The following is a 26222-nucleotide window of genomic DNA, read 5'->3' on the forward strand; positions in this document are numbered from 1 at the left end:
AAACGGCAAGGCCGACTGGATATATGGCAAGAATCTCCCTGAAGCTCGACGAATTGATCGACGGCGAAGCCTTGCGCCGCGAGATGACCGTGCTGACCGCGGGCACGGCGGGCGACGGCTCAGGGCAGGCTGCGCGCAATGGTGTGCTCCAGCTGCTCAAGGGACGACTGGCGGACGGGCGCGCCATTGCCGAACGCATGCTGAGGGACGATGGCGGCGGCAGCGCCTGCGCGGCGCGGCTGTCGCATCTCATGGACGAGATCATCCGGGCGCTTTACGATTTCGCCGTCACCCATGTCTACCGGGTCAAGAACCCGTCCTCCGCGGAGCGCATGGCCGTCGTCGCTGTCGGCGGCTACGGCCGTGGAACGCTGGCGCCGGGGTCCGACATCGACCTGTTGTTCCTGCTGCCTTACAAGCAGACGCCGTGGGGCGAACAGACAGTCGAATACATGCTCTATATGCTGTGGGACCTGGGGCTGAAGGTCGGCCACGCCACACGCAATATCGACGAATGCCTGCGCCTGTCGCGCACCGACGTCACCATCCGCACCTCGATCCTCGAAGCACGTTTCCTGTGGGGCGAGGAAAAGCTCTATGATGAACTGATGCTGCGCTTCGACCATGAGGTGGTGCGCACGACCGGCCCCGAATATGTCCAGGCCAAGCTTGCCGAACGCGATGACCGCCATGCCAAGGCCGGCGAAAGCCGCTATCTGGTCGAGCCCAACGTCAAGGACGGCAAGGGTGGCCTGCGCGATCTGCAGACGCTGTTCTGGATCGGCAAATATTTCTACCGGGTGCGCACCGGCGAGGAATTGGTCGATAAAGGCGTCTTCACCGAGGGTGAGTACCGCGAGTTCCAGAAAGCCGAGGATTTCCTGTGGGCGGTACGCTGTCACATGCATTTCCTCACCGGCAAGGCCGAGGAGCGGCTGCATTTCGACATCCAGCGCGAGATCGCCGAACGGCTCGGCTACACCACGCACCCCGGCCTGTCGGCGGTCGAGCGCTTCATGAAGCACTACTTCCTCGTTGCCAAGGACGTCGGCGACCTGACCCGCATCTTCTGTGCCGCGCTCGAGGAGGAGCAGGCCAAGCACGTGCCGGGCTTCAACCGCATCTTCCTGACTTTCTCGCGGCGCAAGCGCAAGCTGGCCGGCACGTCGGACTTCATTGTCGACAACCACCGCATCAACATCGCCGACGACCAGGTGTTCGAGCGCGATCCGGTCAATCTGCTCAGGCTGTTCTGGTTCGCCGACAAGCACGGTCTGGAATTCCACCCCGATGCGCTGAAGCTGCTGACCCGTTCGCTCGGCCTGGTCAACAAGTCGCTGCGGCGCGACGAGGAGGCCAACCGGCTGTTCCTCGACATATTGACCTCGGATCGCAATGCCGAACTCAATCTGCGCCGCATGAACGAGGCCGGGCTGCTCGGCAGGCTGATCCCGGATTTCGGCAAGATCGTCGCCATGATGCAGTTCTCGATGTACCACCACTACACGGTGGACGAGCACCTCATCCGCTGCATCGGCGTGCTGGCCGAGATCGAACGCGGCGACGGCGAAAAGGTCCATCCCCTGTCGCACACGCTGATGCCGGGGCTGAAGAAGAGCCGCGAGGCGCTCTATGTCGCCGTACTGCTGCACGACATCGCCAAGGGCAGGCCGGAGGACCATTCCGAGGCGGGGGCCAGGATCGCACGCCGCATCTGTCCGCATATGGGGCTGTCGCCTGCCGATACCGAGACCGTTGCCTGGCTGGTCGAGAACCATCTCGTGATGTCGATGACAGCCCAGACCCGCGACCTCAACGACCGCAAGACCATCGAGGATTTCGCCGCGATCGTGCAGTCGGTCGAGCGGCTGAAGCTGCTTTTGATCCTCACCGTCTGCGACATCAGGGGCGTCGGACCGGGTGTCTGGAACGGCTGGAAGGGCCAGTTGCTGCGCACGCTCTACTACGAGACCGAATTGCTGTTGACCGGCGGGTTTTCGGAAGTGTCGCGCGCGCAACGCACGGCGGCGGCGCGCGAGCGTCTGGCCGAGGCGCTTGCCGACTGGCCGGACAAGGCCCGCAAGCGCTATGTCGGCCAGCACTACGAGAATTACCTTTTGACCGTCGATCTCGCAGACCAGCTGCGCCATGCCGAATTCATTCGTGAGGCTGACGCGTCAGGCAACAAGCTTGCCACCATGGTCAAGACCCACCAGTTCGAGGCGGTGACCGAAATCACCGTGCTGGCGCAGGACCACCCCCGCCTGCTCTCGGTCATCGCCGGGGCGTGCGCCGGGGCCGGCGGCAACATTGTCGACGCGCAGATCTTCACGACGTCGGACGGCCGTGCGCTCGACACGATCCTGATCAGCAGAGAATTCGACCGCGACGAGGACGAGCGCCGGCGTGCCGAGCGTGTCGGCCGGCTGATCGAGGACGTGCTGTCGGGCAAGAGCTGGCTGCCGGAAATGATCGAGAAGCGCACCAAGCCGCGGCGCGGCTCCAAGGTGTTCAAGATCCCGCCGCGTGCCGAAATCCGCAACACGCTGTCGAATCGTTTTTCGGTCATCGAGGTCGAGGGCCTCGACCGGCCTGGGCTGCTGTCGGAGATCACCGGAACGCTTTCCGACCTGTCGCTTGACATCGCATCGGCCCACATCACCACCTTCGGCGAAAAGGTCATCGACACTTTCTATGTCACCGATCTCACTGGCCAGAAGATAGATAACCCGGCCCGCATCGCCACCATCCGCAATCGGCTGATGGCAACGCTCGAAGGCATCGTGCCCGAACGCGGCGGCAAGTCCAGGGCGGCGGCCGAGTGACAACGACCATCACTTTGTCCCAATTCCGCAGGCAGTTCCCAAAAGCATGAGCCTCGTCAAGAAATTCGCAACGGTCGCTTCCGGCACGCTGATGAGCCGCGCGCTCGGTTTCGGCCGCGAGATGCTGATGGCCGCCGCACTCGGCACCGGACCGGTCGCCGATGCCTTCAACGCCGCCTTCCAGTTTCCCAACACCTTTCGCCGGCTGTTTGCCGAGGGCGCCTTCAACGCCGCCTTCGTGCCGCTGTTCGCCAAGGAGATCGAGACCCACGGCACCGAAGGCGCCAAGCGCTTTTCCGAGGAAGTGTTCGGCGTGCTGTTCACGGCGCTGCTGGCGCTGACCATCATCATGGAATTGTCGATGCCGCTGATCGTGCGCTATCTGGTGGCGCCGGGTTTTGCCGGCACGCCGGGGAAGTTCGACACCACGGTGACGCTGGCGACGATCATGTTCCCCTATCTGATCTGCATGTCGTTGGGCGCGATGATGGCGGGCATGCTGAATTCGCTGCGCCGCTATTTCGCCGCCGCCGTGGCGCCGGTGTTCCTCAACATCATCCTGATCGGCGTGCTCGCCTATGCCTGGTACAAGGGCTCGGATGCCCTCACAGTCGGCTACGGGCTGTCCTGGGGCGTGCTTGCCGCCGGACTGGTGCAGCTGGCGATCGTCTGGGTGGCAGTGCGCCATGCCGGCATCTCGATCGGCTTTCGCCGTCCCAGAATGACGCCCGCGGTCAAGCGGCTGCTGATCCTGGCGCTGCCGGCGGCCATCACCGGCGGCATCACACAGATCAACCAGCTGATCGGCACGGCGATCGCCTCGGCGCAGAACAGCGCGGTGTCCTCGCTCGCCTATGCCGACCGCATCTACCAGTTGCCGCTCGGCGTGGTCGGTGTCGCGGTCGCCATCGTGCTGTTGCCCGAACTGTCGCGCGCGCTGAAGTCGGGCAATCTGATCGAGGCGGCCAATCTGCAAAACCGCTCGGTCGAGTTCACACTGTTCCTGACGCTGCCGGCAGCCGCCGCACTCTGGGTGATGTCGGAGCCGATCGTACGGCTGGTCTATGAGCGCGGCGCGTTCGCCGCCAACGGCTCGACGCCAACGGTGGCGGCGATCCTGGCGATCTTCGGCCTCGGCCTCCCGGCCTTCGTGCTGATCAAGGCATTCACGCCGGGCTATTTCGCCCGAGAGGACACGCGTACTCCGATGATCTTTGCCGCCATCTCGGTGGCGGTGAACGTCACCACGGCGCTGACGCTGTTTCCACGGATGGGCGCGCCCGGCATCGCGGTGGCCTCGGCCGTCGCCGGCTGGGTCAACGCGGTGATGCTGCTCGGCGTCCTGATCCGGCGCGGCCACTGGGGCCGCGACGTGCCGCTGATGAAGCGCATTCCACGTCTGGTGCTGTCGGCTATCGTGATGGGGGCAGCGCTCTATTTTGCCGAGCATTGGTTCGCCGTCAGGCTCGGGCCCGGCTCGCCGCTGGTGGTCAAGGCGACGACGCTGCTGTCGCTGGTCGCGGGTGGGGCGCTGCTGTACTTCATCACGGCGTTTGCCACCGGCGGCGCCGATTTCGGCATGATCCGTCGCAACGTCAAGCGGGGATCTGGCAAGTCGGCGCCACCGATCGCAAAGACCGACCTGGACGAGTAGCGCCCGACACGCTCGCAGCGCCGTCTTGATCGCAGCGCCGTCTTCGTCCATAAGCGCGCCGTCGCAAGACTTTCGCCGCGCGCGGTTTCCAGCCGCGTGATTGGCTCCGAAAAGTCTGCAACTTTTCGGAATCACGCTTATACGGCCCTCCACAAGCCATGAGGACAATCATGACCGCCTTCAAGCCACTCGTCTTTTCCGGTGTCCAGCCGACCGGCAATCTGCATCTCGGCAATTATCTCGGCGCCATCAAGAAATTCGTTGCCCTGCAGGACACCTCCGATTGCATCTATTGCGTCGTCGACCTGCATTCGCTGACAGCCCAACTCGTTTATGAAGACCTGGCCGACCAGACGCGGTCGATCACTGCGGCGTTCCTGGCCTCCGGCATCGATCCGAAGAAGCACATCGTCTTCAACCAGTCACGGGTCATGCAGCACGCCGAGCTTGCCTGGATCTTCAATTGCGTGGCGCGCATCGGCTGGATGAACCGCATGACGCAGTTCAAGGACAAGGCCGGCAAGGACCGCGAGAATGCCTCGCTCGGCCTGCTCGCCTATCCCTCGCTGATGGCTGCCGACATCCTGCTCTACCGTGCCACCCACGTCCCTGTCGGTGAGGACCAGAAACAACATCTGGAGCTCACCCGCGACATCGCGCAGAAATTCAACAACGACTTCTCCGACCGTATCGCAGCGCTCGGCGTCGGCGTCGAGATGCAGGTCGGCGAAGAGACCGTGAACGGCTATTTCCCGCTGACCGAGCCGGTCATCGGCGGGCCGGCGGCGCGCATCATGTCGCTGCGCGACGGCTCCAAGAAGATGTCCAAATCGGACCCGTCTGATCTGTCGCGCATCAACCTGACCGACGACGCCGATGACATCTCGAAGAAGATCCGCAAGGCCAAGACCGATCCGGAAGCGTTGCCGAGCGAGCTGGATGGCCTGGCCGGCCGGCCCGAGGCAGAAAACCTGGTCGGCATCTATGCGGGTCTCGCCGAGATGTCGAAGGCGGATGTGCTCAAGCAATTCGCCGGCCAGCAGTTTTCCGTGTTCAAGCCGGCCTTGGCCGATCTTGCTGTGGAAAAACTGGCGCCGATCGCCAGCGAGATGCGCCGCATTTCGGATGACCGCGCCTATGTCGACGCGGTGCTCAAGGACGGCGGCGAGCGCGCCGGCGTGCTGGCCGAAGCGACGATGAAGACGGTGCGCGACATTATCGGCCTGCTGCAGGGCTGATCGCGACATCGGGTGCACTGGCACAAGGCCGGCGGCTTGCCGCCGGTCCGCCGCAGTGGCAGATTGCGCCGCAAGACACCGAGTAGATAGACATGGTCTCCAAACGCCTCAGCCGCGAAGCCGGCCATCGCAGGAAATTCCTGACGATCATCGACGACACGCCGGAATGCGAGCGTGCCGTCGCCTATGCCTCGAAACGGGCGCAGAGCACCAGCGGCACGCTGGTGCTGCTCTATGTCATCGTGCCGGACGATTTCCAGCATTGGCTGGGTGTCGAGAAGATCATGCGCGAGGAAGCTAACGCCACGGCGCGCGCCGCACTCGACAGCTATGCCAACAAGGTGCGCCAGAAGCTCGGCATCGAGCCCGAGATGGTGGTCCGCGAAGGCAAGCCGACGGAAGAGATTCACAAATTGATCGAGGAAGACCAGGACATCGCCATCCTGGTGCTGGCCGCCGGTGCGGGCAAGGAAGGCCCGGGACCGCTGGTCGGCGCCGTGGCCGGCAAGGGTGCCGCCTTCCCGATCCCGGTGACTGTCGTGCCGCAGAACCTTTCGGACGAGGAAATAGACAGCCTGGCCTGAGGTGTGCTGATTTTCAGGTGATGCCGGCCTGACCTGAATCTCAACACACCTTCGGGCGCGTCCCAGGGGCGCGCAAAAAACATTCCGCCAGCCAGCCATTCCGGCGATGCGTTTCGCTTGAATGTCCAGCCAATTGAGCCTATTTAGAATTGTTCCAAACTAGATGCCCAACCGGGCACGGAGACGGCCATGTTCATCCAGACCGAATCGACGCCAAACCCGGCGACGCTGAAATTCCTGCCCGGCAAGGAAGTGCTTGTGGAAGGCACCGCCGATTTCCGCGATGCCGACAGCGCCGCCGTCGCCTCGCCGCTGGCCGGCCGGCTGTTCGAAATTCCTGGCGTCACCGGCGTTTTCTTCGGCTATGACTTCATCACCGTGACCAAGGATGGCCCCGACTGGCAGCATTTGAAGCCGGCGATCCTCGGCGCCATCATGGAGCATTTCATGTCCGGCGCGCCCGTCATGGCCAAGGCCGGCCCGGCCGCCGAGACCAGCCAGACCGGTGAGTTCTACGACAAGGCCGACGAGGAGCTGGTCATCACCATCAAGGAGCTGCTCGACACGCGGGTGCGCCCGGCGGTCGCCCAGGATGGCGGCGACATCACCTTCCGCGGCTTCGAGAATGGCACGGTGTTCCTGCACATGAAGGGTGCCTGCGCCGGCTGCCCGTCATCGACGGCGACGCTGAAGCACGGCATCCAGAACCTTCTGCGCCATTTCGTGCCGGAAGTGCAGCAGGTCGAGCAGGTCTCCTGACGCCCGTTTTGACAATTCTACCCTGCTGACCGTCTGGTCCGATTTCTTCGCTTCCGGCGTATCGGTCAGAAGGAACTCCAAAATGATCTACGAACTTCGGGTTTACCGGGCTCTGCCGGGACGCTTGCCGGCGCTTCTTGATCGCTTCGACAAGATCACGCTCAAATTATGGGAAAAGCACGGTATCCGCCAAGCGGGTTTCTTTACCACGCTGATCGGAGCTTCGAACAACGAACTGACCTACATGCTGGCATGGGAATCGCTGGCCGAACGCGAAGAGCGCTGGACGGCGTTCGTGAAGGACCCTGCCTGGACGCAGGCGCGGGAAGACTCCGAGCGTGATGGCCAGATCACCGAGACAATCATCAACCAAATTTTGGTACCCACCGCGTTCTCGGCGGTGTCCTGACCGCCGAGCAGGCGTCGCATCGCGCAAACAACAAAAAACCGGGCCGAATTGCCCGGTTTTCTGCTTGGGACGTCCGTTGTTGCCTAGACGGTCCGCGTACGAAAACTGCCTCTAGAGAACGATGACCTTGGCGCCGACCGAGGCGCGGTCATAGAGGTCGATAATGTCCTGATTCATCAGCCGGATGCAGCCAGACGACATCGCCTTGCCGATCGAATTCCATTCGGGGCTGCCATGCAGGCGATAGCCTGAATCACCGCCCTTGTTGAACAGGTACATGGCGCGCGCGCCGAGCGGGTTCTTCAGGCCCGGCTCCATGCCGCCGGCAAACTTTTCCAATTCCGGCTGGCGCTGGATCATCTGCCTCGGCGGCGTCCAGGTCGGCCATTCGCGCTTGAGCGCAATGTGGGCGGTGCCATGCCACTCGAAGCCCTCGCGGCCGACGCCGATGCCGTAGCGAATGGCCCTTCCGTCGCCCTCGATGAAATAAAGGAACTTGTTCTGCGTATCGACGATGATCGTGCCCGGCTTTTCCGGGCTATCGTAGTTCACTTCCTGCCGATGGTACTTCATCGGCACTTTCTCGATCGGGATGCGCGGCAGCTGATAACCGGCGTCGGTGACCGCGCCGTAGTCGTTGGAGAAGATCTGCGAGCCGATGGTGCTGCAACCGGCGATAGCAGTGGAGAGCGCCAGTGCGGCGATGATTGCAAACGACTTCATGCGCATCAGGTGATCCGGTGCCCCGCCCAAACTCGGCGGCACGAGTCGGCCGCTCTCTCATCATCATTCATGCTGGCATTTGCTTTGCTTGCCAAGCGCGCGATGCCTATATGCCTGCCTTGACGTACCGGTAAGCGTATCACTATGGCATTTTGGCAACAGGACTCACAGGATTGTGAAGCAAATTCAAGGGGCCTGCTCCATGGGTTCCTGGAAATCGAGGAGAACCGTCATGAATGTCGGTGACGCCGCCCACCGCTCCGGCCTGCCGGCCAAGACCATCCGTTACTATGAAGAGATCGGCCTGATCGCCCCGGCACGCGCCGCCAACGGCTACCGCGATTATTCCGGAGACGACATCCATCGGCTGGCCTTCCTGCGCCGCGCGCGCAATCTCGGCTTTTCCATCGACGATTGCCGCCAGCTGATGGCGCTTTACCAGGATCGCAGCCGCGCCAGCCAAAACGTGCGCGAAATCGCCACCGCCCATGTCACGGCGATCGAGGAGAAAGTGCGCGAGTTGCAGTCAATGCGCTCGACGCTGCAGAAACTGATTCATGCCTGTCACGGCGACGAAAGGCCGGATTGTCCGATCCTTGATGACATGGCGGGCGCGGCATTGCCCAGCGACAAGGGCGCCTCTGCGCCTGCATAATGACCGTACGTCGACGACGCCCGAAGCCTGGTCGACTCCTGCCGGGAGGACATCCGCAATGGTCTCGATGACCGTCGAACTGCGCAATGTGGAGGACACGCGAGCCGCCATGGGCTGGGCCGGCGGCCACACGATCATCGTCGACCGGCCCGAAGGCAAGGCCGGCGGCATGGGCCTGGGCTTCAATGGCGGCCAGTTGCTTGCCCTGGCGATCGGCGGCTGCTTCTGCAACGATCTTCGCTACGTCGCCGAGGAAATGGGCGTAACGCTCGACAAGATCGCCGTGACCGTGACGCTGAACCTCGAAGGCAAGCCTTTGCTCGCGACCTCGTCAACCATGGCGGTTTCATGTACGACGCTGGACGGCTCCGACCCGGCCGAGATCATTACAAGGGCCGCGGCGATTTCCACGGTCAGCAACTCCCTGCGCCAGGGCGTGTCGGTGAGCATTGAAACGGCCGCAACGACGGCCGGCTTGTCGGAGGAATGATCCCCGGGAACAGGCGCATTGGCCGCGTGGATTGTCAGAGATCGCCAAAAAAGGCCCGCCGCCGGCACGGCAGAGCGATTGACCCAATTTTCTTCGGCATCTGGGCGCGTCAATCAGCCGCTCTATGTCTTCCCTTGTCGCAATGATCAACGATGGAGGTTGGCATGGATCGGCGATTGTTTCTGACTGGAATGCTTGGGCTGGCAGGGGCTGCGACCGTCGTCGCAATCGCGCGTCCTGCCACCGCCTTGGCCGGCATCCCGAATACGGGGCCCGGCATTCTCGACGAGCTCGACAAACCGTCCGACGATATTCTCGACCCGGATGGTCCCAGTGTCCAGGATGGCGTCGAGTTGGTGCGGCACCGCAGATGGCACCGCCGCCGTCGCCGACGCGGGTGGAGGCGGGTCTGCCGTCGCTATTGGCGCAATGGCTATTGGCGCCGCAGATGTTTCCGCAGATCCTTCTGGATCCACTTCTGACGAGACCAGCAACGCGAAGGTCCCGGCGCCCGCCGGGGCCTTCGCTATCGCTGCGGGGAATCCAATCGGCAAAAAAGGCCCGCCGCCCCTCGGCAGCGGGCAGGTCCTGGAGTGCCGGGGGATCAACCCGGCATGGGATCAACGAGCGGGTCACCGGTTGGTTGCAGGGATCGGCCCGGTAGCCTTCCTTTGGGTGGACCGCCACCGGGCCTGACCGGAGCGGGGTGTATTGGGGGAGCCCCGGCTGCTTCCAAAATATCACTTTTCTCTTATATTCGCTTTAGCTAATTTACATAAATCCATGCATCACCCGCAGATGGGGTGCGCACTTCACGAAAGTGTCGAAGTGACGTCTCCCTGCTTATGCCATTCGGCATTCGCGGAACTAAAGCGGTGCATCTGACTTTGGTTGGTGACGCGCAAAGATTTTTTCGCTGCTATCTTAAAGTTACCAAATGGAAATTGACCGGCGCAGCATATCAAGTCGATTTGCGCTGACGATCTCTTTGTTTTTCCAGGAACTGCTTGGCGTGCTCCGCCCAATCAGCCGTCGTGACTTTATGCTCCTGAACGGACTTTCTGAAAGCCTTGCGCAGAGCATCAAGATCAAAGGCCCACAGTTGTTCACCATCAGTGCTGTTCAATTTTGTGCCGCCCGTCCCCATGAGAACGATGGTGTGCACCACAAGCTCAATCTTTCAAGGATCAATGCCTGACTTCTTTTGGGTATATCCGGGTATATCGAATATACAATCGCCTGCATAAAACAGGTTCAAACCGTGAACAGAATCTGGCATGGTGCCTGGCATGCCGATCATCTCGCCCATCCCCATCAACCCTCTCATCGACGGTCGCCAGTCCGAACGCGCCATGCTGGTGCGACGCGGTGTGCAGCGGCTGCTCATGGATATGGGCGCGCATGTCTTGCCCGAACTGTCGTTGGCCACCGGCCGCCGTGCCGACCTCGTCGCTTTGACCCGGCAGGGCGATATCTGGATCATCGAGATCAAATCCTCGATCGAGGATTTCAGGGTCGACCGCAAATGGCCCGACTACCGGCTGCATTCCGACCGCTTCTTCTTCGCCACCCATCCCGGCGTACCCTCGGAGATCTTCCCGCACGAATGCGGCTTCATCCTTTCCGACGGCTATGGCGCCGAGATCCTGCGCGATGCGCCCGAGCACCGCATGGCAGCGGCAACGCGCAAGGCGCTGATGCTGCGGATCGCGCGGGCCGGCGCTTCGCGGCTGCTGGCGGCGGAGCTTGCCGGCGTGTCGGTGCCGGCGCTGGAGGGTGAGAGCGAGTAGCGGCGTCCTTCACTCTATGACCGGCTCTCCTCTTCGCCGTCCTCCACGCCACCCCTAGCGGACGCCATGAGCAGCACGGCAGCGCCCAGGATGGCGGCGATGAAGGAGCCGGCGAGGATGCCGACCTTGACCGCGTCCTGCAGCGCCACGTCGCCGGCGAAGGCGAGCAGGCCGATGAACAGGCTCATGGTGAAGCCGATGCCGCACAGCAGCGATATGCCGATCATGTGCGTCCAGCCGGCATTGGCGGGTAGGTCGGCAAGACCGAGCCTGATGGCAAGTGCCGAGGAGCCGAACACGCCGACCAGCTTGCCGACAACCAGGCCGGCGGCGACACCCAGCGTCAACGGCTCGATCAGCGCGCCAAAGCTCAGGCCGGCGAGCGAAACGCCGGCATTGGCAAAGCCGAAGATCGGGATGACGACGAAAGCCACAATCTTGTGCAGGCCGTGCTCGAGCCGGTGCAGCGGCGAACGGTCCAGATCGTGACCGATCCCGGCGGAGCGCTCAAGCGGGATGGTCAGCGCCAGCGCCACGCCGGCAAGCGTTGCATGGACGCCAGATTTCAGCACCAGAACCCACAGGACGACGCCCAGAACGAGATAGGGCACAAGCGTCATCACCCGCATGCGGTTGAGCACGACAAGCGCGGCAATGATTGCGAAGGCGGCACCCAGATAAGCCAGCGACAAGCCGCTGGTGTAGAAGATGGCGATGATGATGACGGCACCGAGGTCGTCGATGATGGCCAATGCTGTGAGGAACACCTTCAGCGAAGCCGGCACGCGGCTGCCGAGCAGCGACAGCACGCCGAGCGCAAAAGCTATGTCGGTGGCGGTCGGGATCGCCCAGCCGGACAGGGCGGCCGCATTGTTGCGGTTGACGGCGACATAGACGAGTGCCGGGACCAGCATGCCGCCGGCGGCGGCGATGCCGGGCAGCACGCGTCGGGGCCAGGTGGAGAGCTGGCCGTCCAGCATCTCGCGCTTGATCTCCAGCCCGACGAGCAGGAAGAACACCGCCATCAGCCCGTCATTGACCCAGTGCGAGACGCTGAGCGGGCCGAAATAGGCGTGGAGCACGGAGAAATAGGTTTCGGCGAGCGGCGAGTTGGCGACGATCAACGCAAGTGCCGCCGCCGCCATCAGGATGATGCCGCCGGCCGCTTCGCTATCGAGAAATTCGCGGAAGACGGAAATCGGCCGCTGCTTCAGATCCTGCATGTCGCCTCCGTCATGCCGCCTGTTTCGGCGGGTTTCAATCGGCAAGATGGCAAACGGTGGCCTTAACGCGGCGCGCGCTTTGCCAGTATGCGCTGCAAGGTGCGACGGTGCATGTTGAGCCGGCGCGCTGTCTCGGAGACGTTGCGCTCGCACATCTCATAGACGCGCTGGATATGCTCCCATCGGACGCGGTCGGCCGACATCGGGTTTTCCGGCGGCGCCGCGCGCTCGCCGGCGGTGCGGGTGAGTGCGGCGAAGATATCATCGGCGTCGGCGGGCTTGGAGAGATAATCGACCGCACCGAGCTTCACCGCGGTCACCGCGGTGGCGATGTTGCCATAGCCGGTCAGGATGATGGTGCGGGAATCCTCGCGCTTTTCGCGGATGGCCGCGACCACGTCGAGGCCGTTGCCGTCGCCGAGCCGCATGTCGACCACGGCGTAGGCGGGCGGATTGGCGCGCGCCTTGGCAACCGCCTCCTCGACGCTCTCGGCCGTCTCGACCACGAAGCCCCTGGCTTCCATGGCGCGGGCCAGACGCGTGAGGAACGGCTTGTCGTCATCGACGACAAGCAGCGAGGTGTCCTCGCCTTCAACCATTGCGCCAATATTCTCGTCGCCTGTCATAGTCTCAAAATTCCTGCTGCCTTAATTTTACGCAAATATAGTTCCTGAGCCTCCTTGTCCAATTTTTAGAGGCCCATCAAGGCTCTCAGGCAGTGTCGAACATGCTGGCCGAAGTGATTTCCGGATTGAGGAACACACCACGCGGCCACGATATCTGGACCATGGCGCCCTCCCCCAGGCCACTCGAATTGCGGAAATCGAGCACGGCACCAGAGCGTTCGAGCAAGGTCTTGGCGATGAACAGGCCGAGGCCCAGACCACCGCCGGTTTCATTGCCCTGGCGCGTCGACATATAGGGCTCGCCGATGCGGTCGATGATCTCGGCCGGAAAACCGGGGCCGTCATCGACGATCGAGAAGGTGACGGTGGCCTCGTCCCAGCTCCAGCGCACGGTGACGCTTTTGCGAGCGAAATCGACCGCGTTCTCGACCAGATTGCCGAGGCCGTAGATGACGCCCGGATTGCGCTGCCCGACCGGCTCGGGGCCGATGCGTTCGCCGGGCCGAAGCTTGATCGAGATGCCGAAGTCCCGGTGCGGCGCGGTGACCTCCTCGACCAGCGATGTCAATGGCAGCCGCGAAAGATGCGCCTCACCCTCCGAGGACAGGCTGGTCAGCCGCTTGAGAATCTCGCGGCAACGCTCGCTCTGCGAACGCAACAGCGTCACGTCTTCCCCGTATTTCGGATCCTTGCCGAGCGCCTTTTCCATCTCCTTGGCGACAAGCGCGATGGTGGCGAGCGGCGTGCCGAGCTCGTGCGCGGCCGCGGCGGCCAGCCCGTCGAGCGCCGAAAGGTGCTGCTCGCGCTGCAGCACCAGCTCTGTTGCGGCGAGCGCATTGGCCAGCAGCCGGGCTTCGGCGGCCACCCGGAAGGCGTATATGGCGGTGAAGGCGATCGAGGACAGCACTGCCATCCACATGCCGGCGACATAGAGAAAAGGCATCGCCAGCGGCGCATCCTCATGCCAGGGCAGCGGCAGATGGACAAAGACCAGAAAGGTCGCCGCCGACATGACCAGCCCGCCGAGGATGGCGGTCAGGCGCAGGGGCAGCGATGTCGCCGAAATGACGACAGGCACGGTCATCAGCAGCGAGAACGGATTGGTGAGGCCGCCGGTCATGTAGAGCAGGCCGGCAAGCTGCAGGCTGTCGAAGATGAGGATGCCGAAGGCCGCAAGCGGCGTGAGCCGGTGCGCCGCCGGAAAGCGAAAGGCGAGAAACAGGTTCATCCAGGCCGAACAGGCGATCAGGGCAAAGCAGAGGCTGACCGGCAGCGGAAACTTCAGCCCATAGGCGACGACGAGCACCGCCAGGCTCTGACCGACAATGGCAAGCCATCGCAACCGGATTAGCGTGTTGAGGCGCAGTCTCTGGCTCTGCTGGAAATCGGGCGAACGCAAAACGTTGATCATGGCCATGAATTACAGCCGCGAAGCTCCAAAGGCTAGGTCCCGCGCGGCTTGGCCCTGGCGGTGGCGGCGGCGAGCAGCGGGTTCTCCGGCCAGACATGCTTGGGATAGCGGCCGCGCATGTCGGCGCGTACGTCGGCCCAGGAGCCGCGCCAGAAGCCGGGCAGGTCGCGCGTCGTCTGGATCGGCCGGTGCGCCGGCGACAGGAGTTCGAGCGTCAGCGGCACAGTGCCATTGGCGATGGCGGGATGCCGGTCGAGCCCGAACAGTTCCTGCACGCGAACCGCCAGCACCGGCCATTCGCTGTCATAGCGGATAGGCACATGGCTGCCGGACGGAGCGTCGAAATGGGTTGGCGCCAGCGTATCGATCCTGCGCTGCAGATCATGCGGCACGAGGCTGGCCAGTCCGGCCGAGACAACACCTGCATCGATGGCGGCAAACGATGCCGCGCCGGCGAGGTAAGGCAGCAGCCAGTCGTCGAGGCGCTCGACGAGGGCGTCATCCGCCATATCGGGCCATGGCGCGCCCAGGCCGCGATGCAGCCAGCCAAGCCGCTGGCGCAGCGTTTGCGCCTCCTTGCTCCAGGTCAGCAGCGACAGCCCGTGCTGGCGCACGGCATCGAGGACGGCGCGGTCGGCGTCGGCCCCCGTTGGCGGCGGCAGCATGCGCTCGGCGAGCGTGATGGCGCCAAGGCGCACGGTTTCACGTACACGCACGGCGCGCTTGTCCCGATCGAAGCTCGTTTCACGGCGCGCCTCGATCCTGTCCGCCAACGCGACACGGACATCGTCCTCGCCGATCGCCGCTGCCGCCGTGATGCGCGCATTCTGTGCCTTGCCCTGCAGGTCGGCGACGACCAGAAACGGCTCGCCCGCCAGCGGATCGGCGGCGTCGAGCATAGCGCCGGAACCGTTGGCCAGCACGAAACGGCCACGCTCGCCACGCGCCTTCGCCACCCGATCCGGCCAGGCGTGGACGAGCAGGGGACCGCCCGCCGCAGCTTCGCTGCCCTTCGCCCCGCCAGCCTGCCTTGCCAGCCTTTCGGCGAGTTGCTTGGCGGCGGCGGCGCGCGGAGATCTTTCCCCGCGAAAACGCATCAGCCGCCGCTCCAGATCGGCGCCGTCGCCACCGAGGCCGCGTTCGGTGAGGAGCACGGCGAACATTGCCGCCTCGAAGGCATGGCCGCTCCGGGATGCCTCGGCAACCATATGCGCCAACCGCACCGGCAGAGCGAGCTTGCGCATCGCTGCACCCGCCTCCGTCAGGCGCCCCGTGTGGTCGATGGCATCCAGCGCGCGCAGTAGCCCCCTTGCCTCATTGAGGGCCGGAACAGGCGGCGGATCGAGAAAAGCAAGCGCTGACGGATCGGCAACGCCGAAGGCAGCACAATCGAGCAGCAGTCCGGACAGATCGGCCTCAAGGATTTCCGGCGGCGTGAAAGCAGGAAGTGCAGCCGTTTGCTCGGCCCGCCACAGCCGGATGGCGACGCCTGGCTGCGTGCGCCCGGCACGGCCGGCGCGCTGGTCGGCGGAAGCCTTGCTGACACGCACGGTCTCCAGTCGGGTCAAGCCACTGGCCGGCTCATAGCGCGGCAGCCGCGACAGGCCGGAATCGATGACGACGCGCACGCCGTCGATGGTGATCGAGGTTTCGGCTATCGAGGTGGCCAGCACCACCTTGCGGCGGCCCGATGTTGCCGGCTTGATCGCCGCGTCCTGCGCCTTGCCGTCCAGCATGCCGTAGAGCGGGACGATGTCGGTATCGGTGCCGACCTTGCCGGCCAGCCGTTCGGCGGTGCGCTCGATCTCGCGCTGGCCGGGCAGGAAGGCAAGGACGCTGCCGCTCTCGTCGGCAAGGGCGGCGCGGATCGCCTTGGCCATCGCGTCCTCGATGGCGATGCCGGCCGGCCGTTCGTCATAACGGATATCGACGGGAAAGGCGCGACCCTCGCTTTCGACGACCGGCGCGCCCGACATGAGTTTGGCGACGCGCGCGCCGTCGAGCGTCGCCGACATCACAGCCAAGCGCAGATCCGGCCTGAGCGCCCCCTGCACGTCGAGCGCCAGAGCGAGACCGAAATCGCCGTCGAGCGAACGCTCGTGGAATTCGTCGAAAATGACAGCCGAAACACCGGGCAGTTCGGGATCGTCGAGGATCATGCGCGCCAGCACGCCTTCGGTGACGACCACGATCCTGGTCTTTGCCGAAATGCGGTTTTCCATGCGCATGGCGTAGCCGACGGTGGCGCCGGGTTCCTCACTAAGCAACTCAGCCATCCGGCGAGCGGCGGCGCGAGCGGCGAGGCGGCGCGGTTCAAGCAGGATGATCTTGCCGGCGCCGAGCCAAGGCGCGTCAAGCAGCGCCAGCGGCACCAGCGTGGTCTTGCCAGCGCCGGGCGGCGCCACCAGCACGGCGCTGTTGCCATCGCCAAGCGCCTCCCTCAGCGCCGGCAGCACGACGGACACAGGAAGCTCCGGCAGGGGTTTTGTGGTCATGGCGCCCGCATATCAGCGGTTACGGCCACGGCGCAACCAGACTCGGTTCAAAGCCGGGTACGCGAAAACGGGTTCCAGCGCACGGTCCCCAGCCGCGCTTCCTCACGCACCATGGTCAACAGGCCGGCGCCGCCAACGACCGCCAGGCCAACCAGCGACAGCCCGTCCGGATATTCCTGGAAAAACAACGCGCCGAGGATCACCGCCCAGGCGATCTGCGAATAATGCGTCGGCGCGACCCGGTTGGCAGGCGCGTATTTCATGGCCAGCAGTTGAAGGAATTGTCCACCTGCTGTGAAGGCACCGGCCGCCACCAACCACAGCAACTGCTTGCCGTCGGGAACGGTGAACGAGGTGGCGGCGGCACCGATGCCGTTGAACAGCAGGCCGTAGCCGACCAGCACGCCGAGCATGGTGGTGCGCTTTTCCTGCTGCGCCAGCGAGCGCATCAGGATGACGCTGGTGGCGGCGAGGAAGGCAACACCGAAGGCGGCAAGGTGGCCGAGATTGAGCTCGCGAAAGCCCGGCCGCACCACCAGCATGACACCGGCGAAACCGGCGACCACCGCCAGCCAGCGCCAGGGGCCGACCTTCTCCTTGAGGATCACCGTGGAGAGGATGGTGACGCAGAGCGGCGCCAGGAAAATCAGCGCATAGGACTCGGCCAGCGGAATGGTGGTGAAGGCGTAGACGCTGAGCACGCCGGAAGCGATGCCCGCCCAGGCACGCGCCTGCACCGCCCATGGCCTTCTGGTGCGCCAGAAATCGCGCCAGCGTTCGCCCGCGGGCCGCGTGAAGAACAGGAAGAAGCCCGCGAACAAGGTTATGAAAAAGCCGATCTCGAAGATCGTGAGCTGACCGCCCAGGCTTTTGACAACGGCATCGCTACCCGAATAGCTTGCGTAGGCGATCAGGGCGAGCAGGATTCCGTTCGTCACGTTGTTCCAATTCCGGGGAGAGAGTGGTTTGAAAATCCTGGCGCTCGGTGCGCATCCGGACGACATCGAGATCTTCATGTTCGGTACGATGGCCGCCTATGCTGCGCAAGGCGCAGAACTCACTTTTGCCATGGCCACGGATGGTGCCAGGGGCGGCACAAGTGATCCCGCTGTTCTCGCTCGTGTCCGTCGCGACGAAGCAACGGCCGCGGCCGCGCTGGTAGGCGCAGTGCCACGCTTCCTCGACTTCCCGGACGGCGAGCTGGTGGCCGATGCAGCGCTGATTGGAGCTCTGAAAGCACTGATCGGTCAAATCGGCCCGGATTTGGTGGTCACGCATGCGCCCAACGACTATCACGCCGACCATCGCGCACTGTCGGACGGCGTGCGCATCGCGGCGTCTTTCGCCGTCCCGGTGCTGCATGCCGACACGATGGGCGGCACCGGTTTCTCGCCGACGCACTATGTCGACATTTCCGCCCATGCCGACGTCAAGGCCGAGGCGATCCGCATGCATCAGTCGCAGGATCCCGACCGCTTCGTCGACATTGCGCGGACACAGAACGCCTTTCGCGCCGGCCAGTGCAACAGCGCACAAGGCTCATTGGCCGAAGCGTTCCGCTTCGAACCGTCGTTCCCGTTCGCCGATATCCGTATGCTGCTGCCGCCGGCGCCGCCGATCCGGAAAGTGATGGTGAGCACCAGAAGGGTCGATTGAAAGCCGAGCCTGCCCCACGTCCTCGTCAGAATCGGCCTGAGCAGCTTCGGTAAGCCGACCAGCGGTCCGCGCTTTTTTCCAACGTTTTCAGACATCGCCATAAGCATGCTGCGGCGCAGCAACGAATTCGCTTGCCTTGTTTAGTAAAAATTGCATCACTAAACAAATTACTAAACATCCGCAGCGTAACCGCGCCGCCATGTTTGGGCCCCTGAGGAGAGGGGTTGAGGGCTTTTGAAACCGTCATCCGGGCGCGTTTCGCAAATGGGAGGAAATCATGAAATCGAGCTTGAAACTGGCGTTGGGACTGACCTCGGCGATCACAGCGTCGACAGCCGTCGCGAACGCCGCGCACGCTGAAGACCTGACACTGTGCTGGGCCGCCTGGGACCCGGCCAACGCGCTTGTCGAACTGTCCAAGGATTTTACCAAGGAAACCGGTATCGGCATGAAATTCGAGTTCGTGCCGTGGACCAACTATGCCGACCGTTTTCTCAACGAACTGAACTCGCACGGCAAATTGTGCGACCTGATCATCGGCGACAGCCAGTGGATCGGCGGCGCTGCCGAGAACGGCCACTACGTCAAGCTGAACGACTTCTTCGATAAGGAGAAGATCAGCATGGACGATTTCGTGCCGGCAACCGTCGTCGGCTATTCGGAATGGCCGAAGAACACGCCGAACTACTGGGCGCTGCCGGCCATGGGCGACGTCGTCGGCTGGACCTATCGCAAGGACTGGTTCTCCAAGCCGGAACTGCAGAAGGAATTCAAGGAGAAATACGGTTGGGATCTCGGCCCGCCGACCACTTTCGACCAGCTGAAGCAGGTCGCCGAGTTCTTCCAGAAGCGCGAGATCGACGGCAAGACCGTCTATGGCGCCTCGATCTACACCGAGCGCGGCTCCGAAGGCATTACCATGGGCGCCATGGACGTGCTCTACAGCTATGGCTTCCAATACGAAAACCCCAAGAAGCCCTACGAGATGGAAGGCTTCGTCAACTCCGACAAGTCGGTGAAGGGGCTGGAATTCTACAAGGCGCTCTATGATTGCTGCACGCCGCCCGGTGCCTCGAACAGCTACATGGGCGAAGGCGTCGATGCCTTCAAATCCGGCCAGGTGGCGATGCACATGAACTTCGCCTTCACATGGCCGGGCCTGCAGAAGGACGAGAATGTCGGCGGCGACAAGATCGGTTACTTCGTCAACCCGAAGGGTCCCGACGGCGAGCAGTTCGCCCAGCTCGGCGGCCAGGGTATCTCCGTGGTGTCCTATTCCGACAAGCAGGAGGCGGCGCTGAAATACATCAAGTGGTTCGCCAACAAGGACGTGCAGGCCAAATGGTGGTCGCTCGGCGGCTATTCCTGCCTCAACGCGGTGGTCAAGGATCCGAAATTCCCGGCCAGCCAGCCCTACGCGCAGACCTTCCTCGACTCGATGGCCATCGTGAAGGACTTCTGGGCCGAGCCGAGCTACGCCCCGCTGCTGCAGGCCTCGCAGAAGCGCTTCCACGACTATGTCGTCGCCGGCCAGGGTTCGGCCAAGGATGCGCTCGACGGCCTGGTCAAGGACTGGACCCAGGTCTTCCAGGACGATGGCAAGATGTAACCAGCTCCTCCCGAGCTAAGCCAAGCATCCCGTGCCGCCCCTTGGCACGGGATGCAGTTCAGATAAATTCCATGACAGAGACGACCAAGTGACCGAAGCAGGACTCACCATGCTCAATCGGACCGCGGAGAACGTTGCCCGGGCGACCCCGGAACCGTTGGCCCGCAAGGTCCGGGGCATCAGCGACAAGGGCCTCGCCTGGCTGTTCATCTCGCCGACGATCCTGTTGCTGCTGGCCATCAACATCTTCCCGCTGTTCTGGGCGATCTATCTGTCGTTCACCAACTACCGGGCCAACCGCCCGAACGAGGTGGTGAAAAATCTCGGCCTTGCCAACTACCAGCGCATCCTCGGCGACAAGGATATCTGGATCGCCATGCAGACGACCGCGCATTTCGTGTTCTGGACGATCCTTTTGCAGACGCTGATCGGCTTCACGCTGGCCTGGCTGATCGACAGGAAGTTCCGAGGCCACGCCTTCTGGACGACGCTGATCCTGGTGCCGATGATGCTGTCGCCGGCGGTGGTCGGCAATTTCTGGCGCTTCCTCTATGAGCCGCAGATCGGCCTGTTCGCCTATGCGATCTCCTTTGTCACGAGGATTCCGCCGACCGATATCCAGATGCTCTCCAACGTGTCGCTGGCGCCCTGGTCGATCATCATCGTCGATACCTGGATGTGGACGCCCTACGTGATGCTGATCTGCCTCGCGGGCCTCCGCTCCATCCCCGAATACATCTACGAGGCGGCCGAGGTCGACCGCGCCTCGAACTGGCGGCAGTTCTGGTCGATCACGCTGCCGATGGCGCTGCCCTTCATCATGCTGGCGGTGCTGTTTCGCGGCATCGAGAACTTCAAGATGTTCGACATGGTCAATCTGTTGACCGGCGGCGGGCCGGGCTCGACGACCGAGGTCGCCTCGATAACGCTGAAGCGGCAGGCTTTCGAAAGCTGGCGCACCGGTTATTCCTCGGCCTTCGCCATCATCCTTTTCGTGGCGGTGTTCGGCCTGGCCAACATCTACGTCAAGGCGCTCAACAAGGTGAAGCAGAGATGAGCCTGACCACAGCCCATTCGGTCGTCGCACCGAGCAGCAACTCGAAACGGATCGCCGGCACGATCATCGTGCTTTACGCACTGATCTCGATCGTGCCGCTGCTGTGGATCTTCGCCACCAGCTTCAAGACGCCGCCGGATTCGATTGCCTATCCGCCCAAGATCCTGTTCCAGCCCAGCCTCGAGGGCTACTGCAATTTGTTCACGACGCGGACCCGGCAGACGCCGGAATACATCAACTCGCTGGGCCCGGCGACGGGCTTCTGCGACGAGACCACGCGCAAGCGCAACATGGTGATCGCCGGTCCGTCCAATTTCCTGCCGCGCTTCGTCAATTCGCTGATCATCGCCTTCGGTTCGACCTTCTGCGCCGTCTTCCTCGGCACACTGTCGGCTTACGGCTTTTCGCGCTTCAAGGTGCCGCTCGCCGACGACCTCCTGTTCTTCATCCTGTCGACGCGCTTCATGCCGCCGATCGCCGTCGCCATTCCGATCTATCTGATGTACCGCGAGCTTGGCCTGTCGGACACCGCGCTCGGCATGATCCTGCTCTACACGGCGGTCAATGTGTCGCTGGCTGTCTGGCTGCTGAAGGGCTTCATCGACGAGATCCCGCGCGAATATGAAGAAGCGGCAATGATCGACGGCTACACGCGGCTGCAGGCCTTCTGGCGCACCGTGCTGCCGCAGGCGACGACCGGCATAGCCGCGACCGCCATCTTCTGCCTGATCTTCGCCTGGAACGAGTATGCGTTCGCAGCGCTCCTGACCTCCGGCACGGCGCAGACCGCGCCGCCCTTCATCCCGACCATCATCGGCGAAGGCGGCCAGGACTGGCCGGCGGTCGCGGCCGGCACGACGATCTTCCTGGTGCCGATCCTGGTTTTCACCATCCTGCTTCGCAAGCAATTGCTGCGCGGCATCACCTTCGGCGCGGTGCGCAAATGAGCTTGACCAAGCCTGGGAACCGCAAATCGCGCTGGCCGGCCTGGGCACGGCGCGGGCTGATGGAAAACATCGCGACAGCGCTGATCGCCATCGGCTTCCTGATGCTGTTCCAGCCCTTCGCGCTGTCGCTCTACACCTACTCCTTCATCACCATGCTCGCTGGCACCGTGATGTTCATCATCGTCTCCAAGTTCCCGGAATAATCATGGCCGAAATCCGTGTCCAGCACCTGAGAAAGGCTTTCGGCGATTTCGTCGCCGTGCAGGATTCCAACTTCGTCGTCGAGGATGGCGAGTTCTTCGTCATGCTCGGCCCGTCCGGCTGCGGCAAGACGACGACCTTGCGCATGATCGCGGGGCTTGAGCTGCCGACCGGCGGCCAGATCCTGCTCGGCGGCGACGACGTTACCATGCTGCGGGCCCGCGAGCGCGACATCGCCTTCGTCTTCCAGCTGTTCGCGCTCTACCCGCACATGAATGTGCGCAAGAACATCGGCTTCCCGCTGCTGGCGCAAGGCATGCCTTCGGCCGAAATCCGCACGCGGGTCGAGGAAACGGCGAAGCTGCTGCGCATCGACCATCTGCTCAACAAATCCGTCTCCGGACTTGCCGGCGGCGACCGCCAGCGCGTCGCGCTCGGCCGCGCCATCGTGCGGCGGCCAAAATGCTTCCTGATGGATGAGCCGCTGGGAACCCTTGACACCGAATTCCGCGATTTGATGGTCCACGAGCTGCGCGAACTGCACAACCGCATCCATGCCACGACGGTCTATGTCACGCACGACCAGATGGAAGCGATGTCGATGGCCGACAAGATCGCGGTGATGAACCATGGCGTCATCGAGCAGTTCGGAAGCCCGCGCGAAATCTATGACCGCCCGGCGACCATGTTCGTCGCCGACTTCATCGGCTCGCCACCGATGAACTTTTTGGGATTTGGCGGCGGGCTCGCCAAGGGCGCCAGGGAGATCATCGTGCAAGGCGCGAAGGTCGCGGTGCCGGAGGTGCGCGAGGACATCGCACCTGGCGACATGGCGCTCGGCATCCGCCCTGAACACATCCGCTTCGACGACGCCTCAAAATTGCGCGGCGCCATCTACGGCACCGAATATCTCGGCACCACGCAGATCGTCGCGGTGGAGACGGCGGATGGCATCATCAAGGCACGCGTACCGGCCGAAATCAGGCTCGCCACCGGCGACCATGTCGGCCTGACGCTGAGCAGCGCGCGGCTGTCGCTGTTCGAGAAGGGATCGGGCCGCGCGGTGAGAACCGCGATCCACGATGTCGCCTCGGAACGGAGGGCCCAGCATGGCTGAGGTGCACATCAAGAACGTGACCAAGAGTTTCGGCGACCATGTCGCCGTCGACGGCCTCGACCTGCACATAGCAGATGGTGAATTCGTCGTGCTGCTCGGGCCAACCGGGGCCGGCAAGACGACGACGCTGCGGCTCATCGCCGGGTTGGAACGGCCGGACAGCGGCACGATCGAGATCGGCGGACACAATGCCACGACGCTGTCGCCGGCCGAGCGCGACACCGCCTTCGTCTTCCAGCAATATTCGCTCTATCCGCATCTGTCGGTGTTCGACAATCTCGCCTTTCCGCTGCGCTCGCCGGCGCGGAAAATGCCGGAAGACCAGATCCGCCGCCGGGTCGAGGAGGTGGCGAAGATGGTGCGCATCCATCACAAGCTCGCCAACCGCTCGACCAAGCTTTCGGGCGGCGAAATGCAGCGCGTCGCCATCGGCCGCGCGCTGGTGCGCAAACCGTCCATCTATCTGATGGACGAGCCGCTGTCATCGCTCGACGCCAAGCTGCGGGCGGATCTGCGGCTCGAGCTGAAGCGCATCCAGACCGAGCTCGGCGCCACCATGCTCTACGTCACCCACGACCAGATCGAGGCGATGACGATGGCAGACCGCATCGGCATCCTCACCGAGGGCGTGCTGGTGCAGATCGGCTCGCCGCGCACCATCTATTCAGAGCCGGCAAACCTGCATGTCGCGGCGAGGCTCGGCCAGCCGGCGATCAATCTTCTGCCGACCGGGCTGCTGCCTGACGGCGGCGCACCGGCCGGCACCAAGACGATCGGCGCGCGCACCGAGCATCTGACGATCGCGAAGGCCGCGAATGGCCATGCTGACGGCGTTGTCGACTGGGTCGAGCATCTCGGTGACCAGAACCATTTGCATGTGACGGTAGGCACCAAGAAACTGGTGACGCTGACCGATCCCGACACGGATCTGGCGCAGGGCGACAAAGTGGTGATCCGCTACCGGGCGCCGCTGTATTTCGGCGCCGATGGACAGCGATTGATGTGAGCGGTTTTCGGTGATTCAGCACCGGTTTTGACTTTGCCAGTACGGGACGAATCGATGAAGCACTTTTTCAATCGCAGGGAAACGATCGTCACCGAGGCGCTGGACGGCCTGCTACGAACCATTGGCTCCGGCGATCTCGCGCGCCTCGACGGCTATCCCGAGATCAAGGTCGTCCTGCGCGCCGACTGGGACAAGACGAAAGTCAGTGTCGTCTCCGGCGGCGGGGCCGGGCACGAGCCTTCACATGCCGGTTTCGTCGGCAGGGGCATGCTGACGGCGGCGGTTTCGGGCGAGATCTTTGCCTCGCCAAGCGTCGAAGCGGTGCTGGCCGCCATTCGCGCGGTCACCGGCCCGGCCGGCTGCCTGCTGATCGTCAAGAACTACACCGGCGACCGTCTCAATTTCGGCCTGGCGGCAGAGAAGGCGCGCGCCGAAGGGTTTCGTGTCGAGATGGTCATTGTCGCCGACGATATCGCTTTGCCCGACATCACCCAGCCGCGCGGCGTTGCCGGCACCTTGTTCGTGCACAAGATCGCCGGCCACCTGTCGGAAGCCGGCCACGATCTGGCTGAAATCGCGGCAGCGGCGCGGGCGGCGGCCAAGGACATCGTTTCGCTCGGCATGTCGCTGTCGTCCTGCTCGATCCCGGGCCAGCCGCACGAAGACAGATTTGGCGAGAACGATGGCGAACTCGGCCTTGGCATTCACGGCGAGCCGGGCGTCGAGCGGATTGCGGTGCAGAGCGCCGATAGGCTGGTGGCGATTATGGCGGAGCGCCTCGCGGCACGGCTTGATCCCAAGGCCACCTACGCCTTGCTGATCAACAATCTCGGTTCGGTGCCGCCGCTCGAAATGTCCGTTATCGCCAATGCGGTGCTTGCCTCGCCGTTGGTTAAAACCATCAAACTGACGATCGGCCCGGGCCTGCTGATGACGGCGCTCAACATGAACGGCTTCTCGCTGTCGTTGATCCGGCTCGACCCCGCGCGCGAGACGGCCTTGCTGGCGCCGGTCGGCCCTCACGCCTGGATGCCGGCAAAGCCGGTTGTTTCACCTGCCGTCGTGCCGATGGCGAAAGCGGCCGGACAAAGCGTGGCACGCAAGCCCAGCCAGGATGCGCGGACCCGGTCTCTTCTCGTTACCATCTGCGAAAGGCTGATCGCGCTCGAAGCGACTTTGAACGGACTGGACGCCAAAACAGGCGACGGCGACACCGGTTCGACGGTGGCGACCGGCGCGCGCAGTGTTCTCGAGCGGCTCGACACGCTGCCGCTTGCCGAGCCTGCAGCCACCCTTGGCGCGATAGGCGACATTCTGAGCGCGTCGATGGGCGGCTCCAGCGGCGTGCTGCTGTCGATCTTCTTCACGGCGGCGGCGCAGGCTCTGGGCCGCGGCGCGAGCCTGGCCCAGGCGCTGCTTGCCGGCCTTGAACGGATGACCTTTTATGGCGGCGCCAGAATTGGCGATAGAACCATGGTCGATGCGCTTGAGCCGGCGCTCAAAGCACTCGACGCGAACGGCCTGGAGGAGGCGGCAACAGCAGCCCGCCATGGTGCCGAGGCCACGGCCGCCATGGACAAGGCAAAAGCCGGGCGGTCGGCCTATGTCGGCAGCAAGCTGCAAGGTGTGGTCGACCCCGGCGCTCACGCGGTGGCCGAAGTCTTCGCGGCGGCCGCGGCATTGCATGAAGCGGCCTGACGTATGCTCCAGTTGTCGAATGACCGTTCTTTCGATACTGCCGGCAAGA

General features: G+C 63.6%; 24 protein-coding genes. 18 read left to right on the forward strand and 6 right to left on the reverse strand.

Annotated elements, in window-relative coordinates:
• The first annotated feature begins 23 nt into the window (after window positions 1-23).
• From MESCI_RS00935 to MESCI_RS00960, 6 genes are all read left to right on the forward strand, one after another.
• Window positions 24-2825: a [protein-PII] uridylyltransferase gene (locus MESCI_RS00935; RefSeq protein WP_013528060.1), complete on the forward strand. Its 2802-nt coding sequence runs from the start codon at window positions 24-26 to the stop codon at window positions 2823-2825.
• 46 nt (window positions 2826-2871) lie between these two features.
• Window positions 2872-4479, forward strand: a complete 1608-nt coding sequence (murJ, locus tag MESCI_RS00940; RefSeq protein ID WP_013528061.1) for a murein biosynthesis integral membrane protein MurJ — start codon at window positions 2872-2874, stop codon at window positions 4477-4479.
• 170 nt (window positions 4480-4649) lie between these two features.
• Complete coding sequence (trpS, locus tag MESCI_RS00945) at window positions 4650-5717, forward strand: tryptophan--tRNA ligase (RefSeq protein ID WP_013528062.1); 1068 nt, start codon at window positions 4650-4652, stop codon at window positions 5715-5717.
• Window positions 5718-5809: 92 nt separating this feature from the next.
• Window positions 5810-6301, forward strand: coding sequence for a universal stress protein (locus MESCI_RS00950; RefSeq protein ID WP_013528063.1), 492 nt, complete (start codon window positions 5810-5812; stop codon window positions 6299-6301).
• A 189-nt stretch (window positions 6302-6490) separates the two neighbouring features.
• Complete coding sequence (locus tag MESCI_RS00955; protein ID WP_013528064.1) at window positions 6491-7060, forward strand: NifU family protein; 570 nt, start codon at window positions 6491-6493, stop codon at window positions 7058-7060.
• 82 nt (window positions 7061-7142) lie between these two features.
• Window positions 7143-7469, forward strand: coding sequence for an NIPSNAP family protein (locus tag MESCI_RS00960; protein ID WP_013528065.1), 327 nt, complete (start codon window positions 7143-7145; stop codon window positions 7467-7469).
• Between the two features lie 111 nt (window positions 7470-7580).
• Here MESCI_RS00960 and MESCI_RS00965 read toward each other — a convergent pair whose 3' ends face one another.
• Entirely contained in the window at window positions 7581-8198 is a 618-nt protein-coding gene (locus tag MESCI_RS00965) for a L,D-transpeptidase (RefSeq protein WP_013528066.1), read from the reverse strand.
• A 226-nt stretch (window positions 8199-8424) separates the two neighbouring features.
• Here MESCI_RS00965 and cueR point away from each other — a divergent pair, with 226 nt between their 5' ends.
• From cueR to MESCI_RS00985, 4 genes are all read left to right on the forward strand, one after another.
• Window positions 8425-8847, forward strand: coding sequence for a Cu(I)-responsive transcriptional regulator (cueR, locus tag MESCI_RS00970; protein ID WP_013528067.1), 423 nt, complete (start codon window positions 8425-8427; stop codon window positions 8845-8847).
• A 58-nt stretch (window positions 8848-8905) separates the two neighbouring features.
• Entirely contained in the window at window positions 8906-9337 is a 432-nt protein-coding gene (locus MESCI_RS00975) for an OsmC family protein (RefSeq protein ID WP_013528068.1), read from the forward strand.
• 937 nt (window positions 9338-10274) lie between these two features.
• Window positions 10275-10535 (forward strand): hypothetical protein, encoded by a 261-nt coding sequence (locus MESCI_RS00980; RefSeq protein ID WP_063171103.1) that lies wholly within the window; start codon window positions 10275-10277, stop codon window positions 10533-10535.
• Between the two features lie 91 nt (window positions 10536-10626).
• Complete coding sequence (locus tag MESCI_RS00985; protein ID WP_050596417.1) at window positions 10627-11127, forward strand: MmcB family DNA repair protein; 501 nt, start codon at window positions 10627-10629, stop codon at window positions 11125-11127.
• 14 nt (window positions 11128-11141) lie between these two features.
• On the opposite strand, the gene nhaA is transcribed toward MESCI_RS00985, so the two are convergent.
• The 5 genes from nhaA to MESCI_RS01010 form a co-directional block, all read right to left on the reverse strand.
• A complete protein-coding gene (gene nhaA, locus MESCI_RS00990; protein ID WP_013528071.1) occupies window positions 11142-12350 on the reverse strand; it encodes a Na+/H+ antiporter NhaA in 1209 nt (402 codons plus the stop codon).
• A 62-nt stretch (window positions 12351-12412) separates the two neighbouring features.
• Window positions 12413-12976, reverse strand: coding sequence for an ActR/PrrA/RegA family redox response regulator transcription factor (locus tag MESCI_RS00995; RefSeq protein WP_013528072.1), 564 nt, complete (start codon window positions 12974-12976; stop codon window positions 12413-12415).
• A gap of 85 nt (window positions 12977-13061) precedes the next feature.
• On the reverse strand, window positions 13062-14393 hold the full coding sequence (locus MESCI_RS01000; protein WP_013528073.1) for an ActS/PrrB/RegB family redox-sensitive histidine kinase: 1332 nt from the start codon (window positions 14391-14393) through the stop codon (window positions 13062-13064).
• Between the two features lie 26 nt (window positions 14394-14419).
• Entirely contained in the window at window positions 14420-16882 is a 2463-nt protein-coding gene (hrpB, locus tag MESCI_RS01005; RefSeq protein WP_013528074.1) for an ATP-dependent helicase HrpB, read from the reverse strand.
• Window positions 16883-16929: 47 nt separating this feature from the next.
• Window positions 16930-17820: a DMT family transporter gene (locus tag MESCI_RS01010; protein WP_013528075.1), complete on the reverse strand. Its 891-nt coding sequence runs from the start codon at window positions 17818-17820 to the stop codon at window positions 16930-16932.
• Between the two features lie 28 nt (window positions 17821-17848).
• Between MESCI_RS01010 and MESCI_RS01015 the strand changes: the two genes are divergently transcribed.
• From MESCI_RS01015 to MESCI_RS01050, 8 genes are all read left to right on the forward strand, one after another.
• On the forward strand, window positions 17849-18538 hold the full coding sequence (locus MESCI_RS01015) for a PIG-L deacetylase family protein (RefSeq protein ID WP_013528076.1): 690 nt from the start codon (window positions 17849-17851) through the stop codon (window positions 18536-18538).
• 277 nt (window positions 18539-18815) lie between these two features.
• Window positions 18816-20147, forward strand: a complete 1332-nt coding sequence (locus tag MESCI_RS01020; protein ID WP_013528077.1) for an ABC transporter substrate-binding protein — start codon at window positions 18816-18818, stop codon at window positions 20145-20147.
• Window positions 20148-20256: 109 nt separating this feature from the next.
• The gene (locus tag MESCI_RS01025) at window positions 20257-21204 is read left to right on the forward strand and encodes a carbohydrate ABC transporter permease (protein WP_013528078.1); all 948 of its coding nucleotides are present in this window, start codon (window positions 20257-20259) and stop codon (window positions 21202-21204) included.
• Window positions 21201-22151, forward strand: a complete 951-nt coding sequence (locus tag MESCI_RS01030) for a carbohydrate ABC transporter permease (RefSeq protein WP_013528079.1) — start codon at window positions 21201-21203, stop codon at window positions 22149-22151. The genes MESCI_RS01025 and MESCI_RS01030 overlap by 4 nt, the downstream gene beginning before the upstream one ends.
• Window positions 22148-22354, forward strand: coding sequence for a hypothetical protein (locus MESCI_RS01035; protein ID WP_013528080.1), 207 nt, complete (start codon window positions 22148-22150; stop codon window positions 22352-22354). The genes MESCI_RS01030 and MESCI_RS01035 overlap by 4 nt, the downstream gene beginning before the upstream one ends.
• A gap of 2 nt (window positions 22355-22356) precedes the next feature.
• A complete protein-coding gene (locus MESCI_RS01040; protein ID WP_013528081.1) occupies window positions 22357-23469 on the forward strand; it encodes an ABC transporter ATP-binding protein in 1113 nt (370 codons plus the stop codon).
• Window positions 23462-24475: an ABC transporter ATP-binding protein gene (locus MESCI_RS01045; protein ID WP_013528082.1), complete on the forward strand. Its 1014-nt coding sequence runs from the start codon at window positions 23462-23464 to the stop codon at window positions 24473-24475. Before MESCI_RS01040 ends, MESCI_RS01045 begins: the two co-directional genes overlap by 8 nt.
• Window positions 24476-24529: 54 nt before the next feature.
• Window positions 24530-26173: a dihydroxyacetone kinase subunit DhaK gene (locus MESCI_RS01050; protein WP_013528083.1), complete on the forward strand. Its 1644-nt coding sequence runs from the start codon at window positions 24530-24532 to the stop codon at window positions 26171-26173.
• The last annotated feature ends 49 nt before the right edge of the window (window positions 26174-26222 follow it).

The organism is Mesorhizobium ciceri biovar biserrulae WSM1271 (assembly GCF_000185905.1).
Lineage (GTDB): Bacteria > Pseudomonadota > Alphaproteobacteria > Rhizobiales > Rhizobiaceae > Mesorhizobium > Mesorhizobium ciceri.

Bases quoted from the DNA above. Each gene is read 5' to 3' on its own strand.
- MESCI_RS00950 (WP_013528063.1), top strand. From the start codon at position 5,810: ATGGTCTCCAAACGCCTCAGCCGCGAAGCCGGCCATCGCAGGAAATTC.
- MESCI_RS00935 (WP_013528060.1), top strand. From the start codon at position 24: ATGGCAAGAATCTCCCTGAAGCTCGACGAATTGATCGACGGCGAAGCC.
- MESCI_RS01025 (WP_013528078.1), top strand. From the start codon at position 20,257: ATGCTCAATCGGACCGCGGAGAACGTTGCCCGGGCGACCCCGGAACCG.
- MESCI_RS00960 (WP_013528065.1), top strand. From the start codon at position 7,143: ATGATCTACGAACTTCGGGTTTACCGGGCTCTGCCGGGACGCTTGCCG.
- MESCI_RS01040 (WP_013528081.1), top strand. From the start codon at position 22,357: ATGGCCGAAATCCGTGTCCAGCACCTGAGAAAGGCTTTCGGCGATTTC.
- MESCI_RS01000 (WP_013528073.1), bottom strand. From the start codon at position 14,393: ATGGCCATGATCAACGTTTTGCGTTCGCCCGATTTCCAGCAGAGCCAG.
- MESCI_RS01035 (WP_013528080.1), top strand. From the start codon at position 22,148: ATGAGCTTGACCAAGCCTGGGAACCGCAAATCGCGCTGGCCGGCCTGG.
- hrpB (WP_013528074.1), bottom strand. From the start codon at position 16,882: ATGACCACAAAACCCCTGCCGGAGCTTCCTGTGTCCGTCGTGCTGCCG.
- murJ (WP_013528061.1), top strand. From the start codon at position 2,872: ATGAGCCTCGTCAAGAAATTCGCAACGGTCGCTTCCGGCACGCTGATG.
- MESCI_RS01050 (WP_013528083.1), top strand. From the start codon at position 24,530: ATGAAGCACTTTTTCAATCGCAGGGAAACGATCGTCACCGAGGCGCTG.
- MESCI_RS01045 (WP_013528082.1), top strand. From the start codon at position 23,462: ATGGCTGAGGTGCACATCAAGAACGTGACCAAGAGTTTCGGCGACCAT.
- MESCI_RS00985 (WP_050596417.1), top strand. From the start codon at position 10,627: ATGCCGATCATCTCGCCCATCCCCATCAACCCTCTCATCGACGGTCGC.
- MESCI_RS00980 (WP_063171103.1), top strand. From the start codon at position 10,275: ATGGAAATTGACCGGCGCAGCATATCAAGTCGATTTGCGCTGACGATC.
- MESCI_RS01030 (WP_013528079.1), top strand. From the start codon at position 21,201: ATGAGCCTGACCACAGCCCATTCGGTCGTCGCACCGAGCAGCAACTCG.
- MESCI_RS00955 (WP_013528064.1), top strand. From the start codon at position 6,491: ATGTTCATCCAGACCGAATCGACGCCAAACCCGGCGACGCTGAAATTC.
- cueR (WP_013528067.1), top strand. From the start codon at position 8,425: ATGAATGTCGGTGACGCCGCCCACCGCTCCGGCCTGCCGGCCAAGACC.
- MESCI_RS00965 (WP_013528066.1), bottom strand. From the start codon at position 8,198: ATGCGCATGAAGTCGTTTGCAATCATCGCCGCACTGGCGCTCTCCACT.
- MESCI_RS00975 (WP_013528068.1), top strand. From the start codon at position 8,906: ATGGTCTCGATGACCGTCGAACTGCGCAATGTGGAGGACACGCGAGCC.
- trpS (WP_013528062.1), top strand. From the start codon at position 4,650: ATGACCGCCTTCAAGCCACTCGTCTTTTCCGGTGTCCAGCCGACCGGC.
- MESCI_RS00995 (WP_013528072.1), bottom strand. From the start codon at position 12,976: ATGACAGGCGACGAGAATATTGGCGCAATGGTTGAAGGCGAGGACACC.
- MESCI_RS01020 (WP_013528077.1), top strand. From the start codon at position 18,816: ATGAAATCGAGCTTGAAACTGGCGTTGGGACTGACCTCGGCGATCACA.
- nhaA (WP_013528071.1), bottom strand. From the start codon at position 12,350: ATGCAGGATCTGAAGCAGCGGCCGATTTCCGTCTTCCGCGAATTTCTC.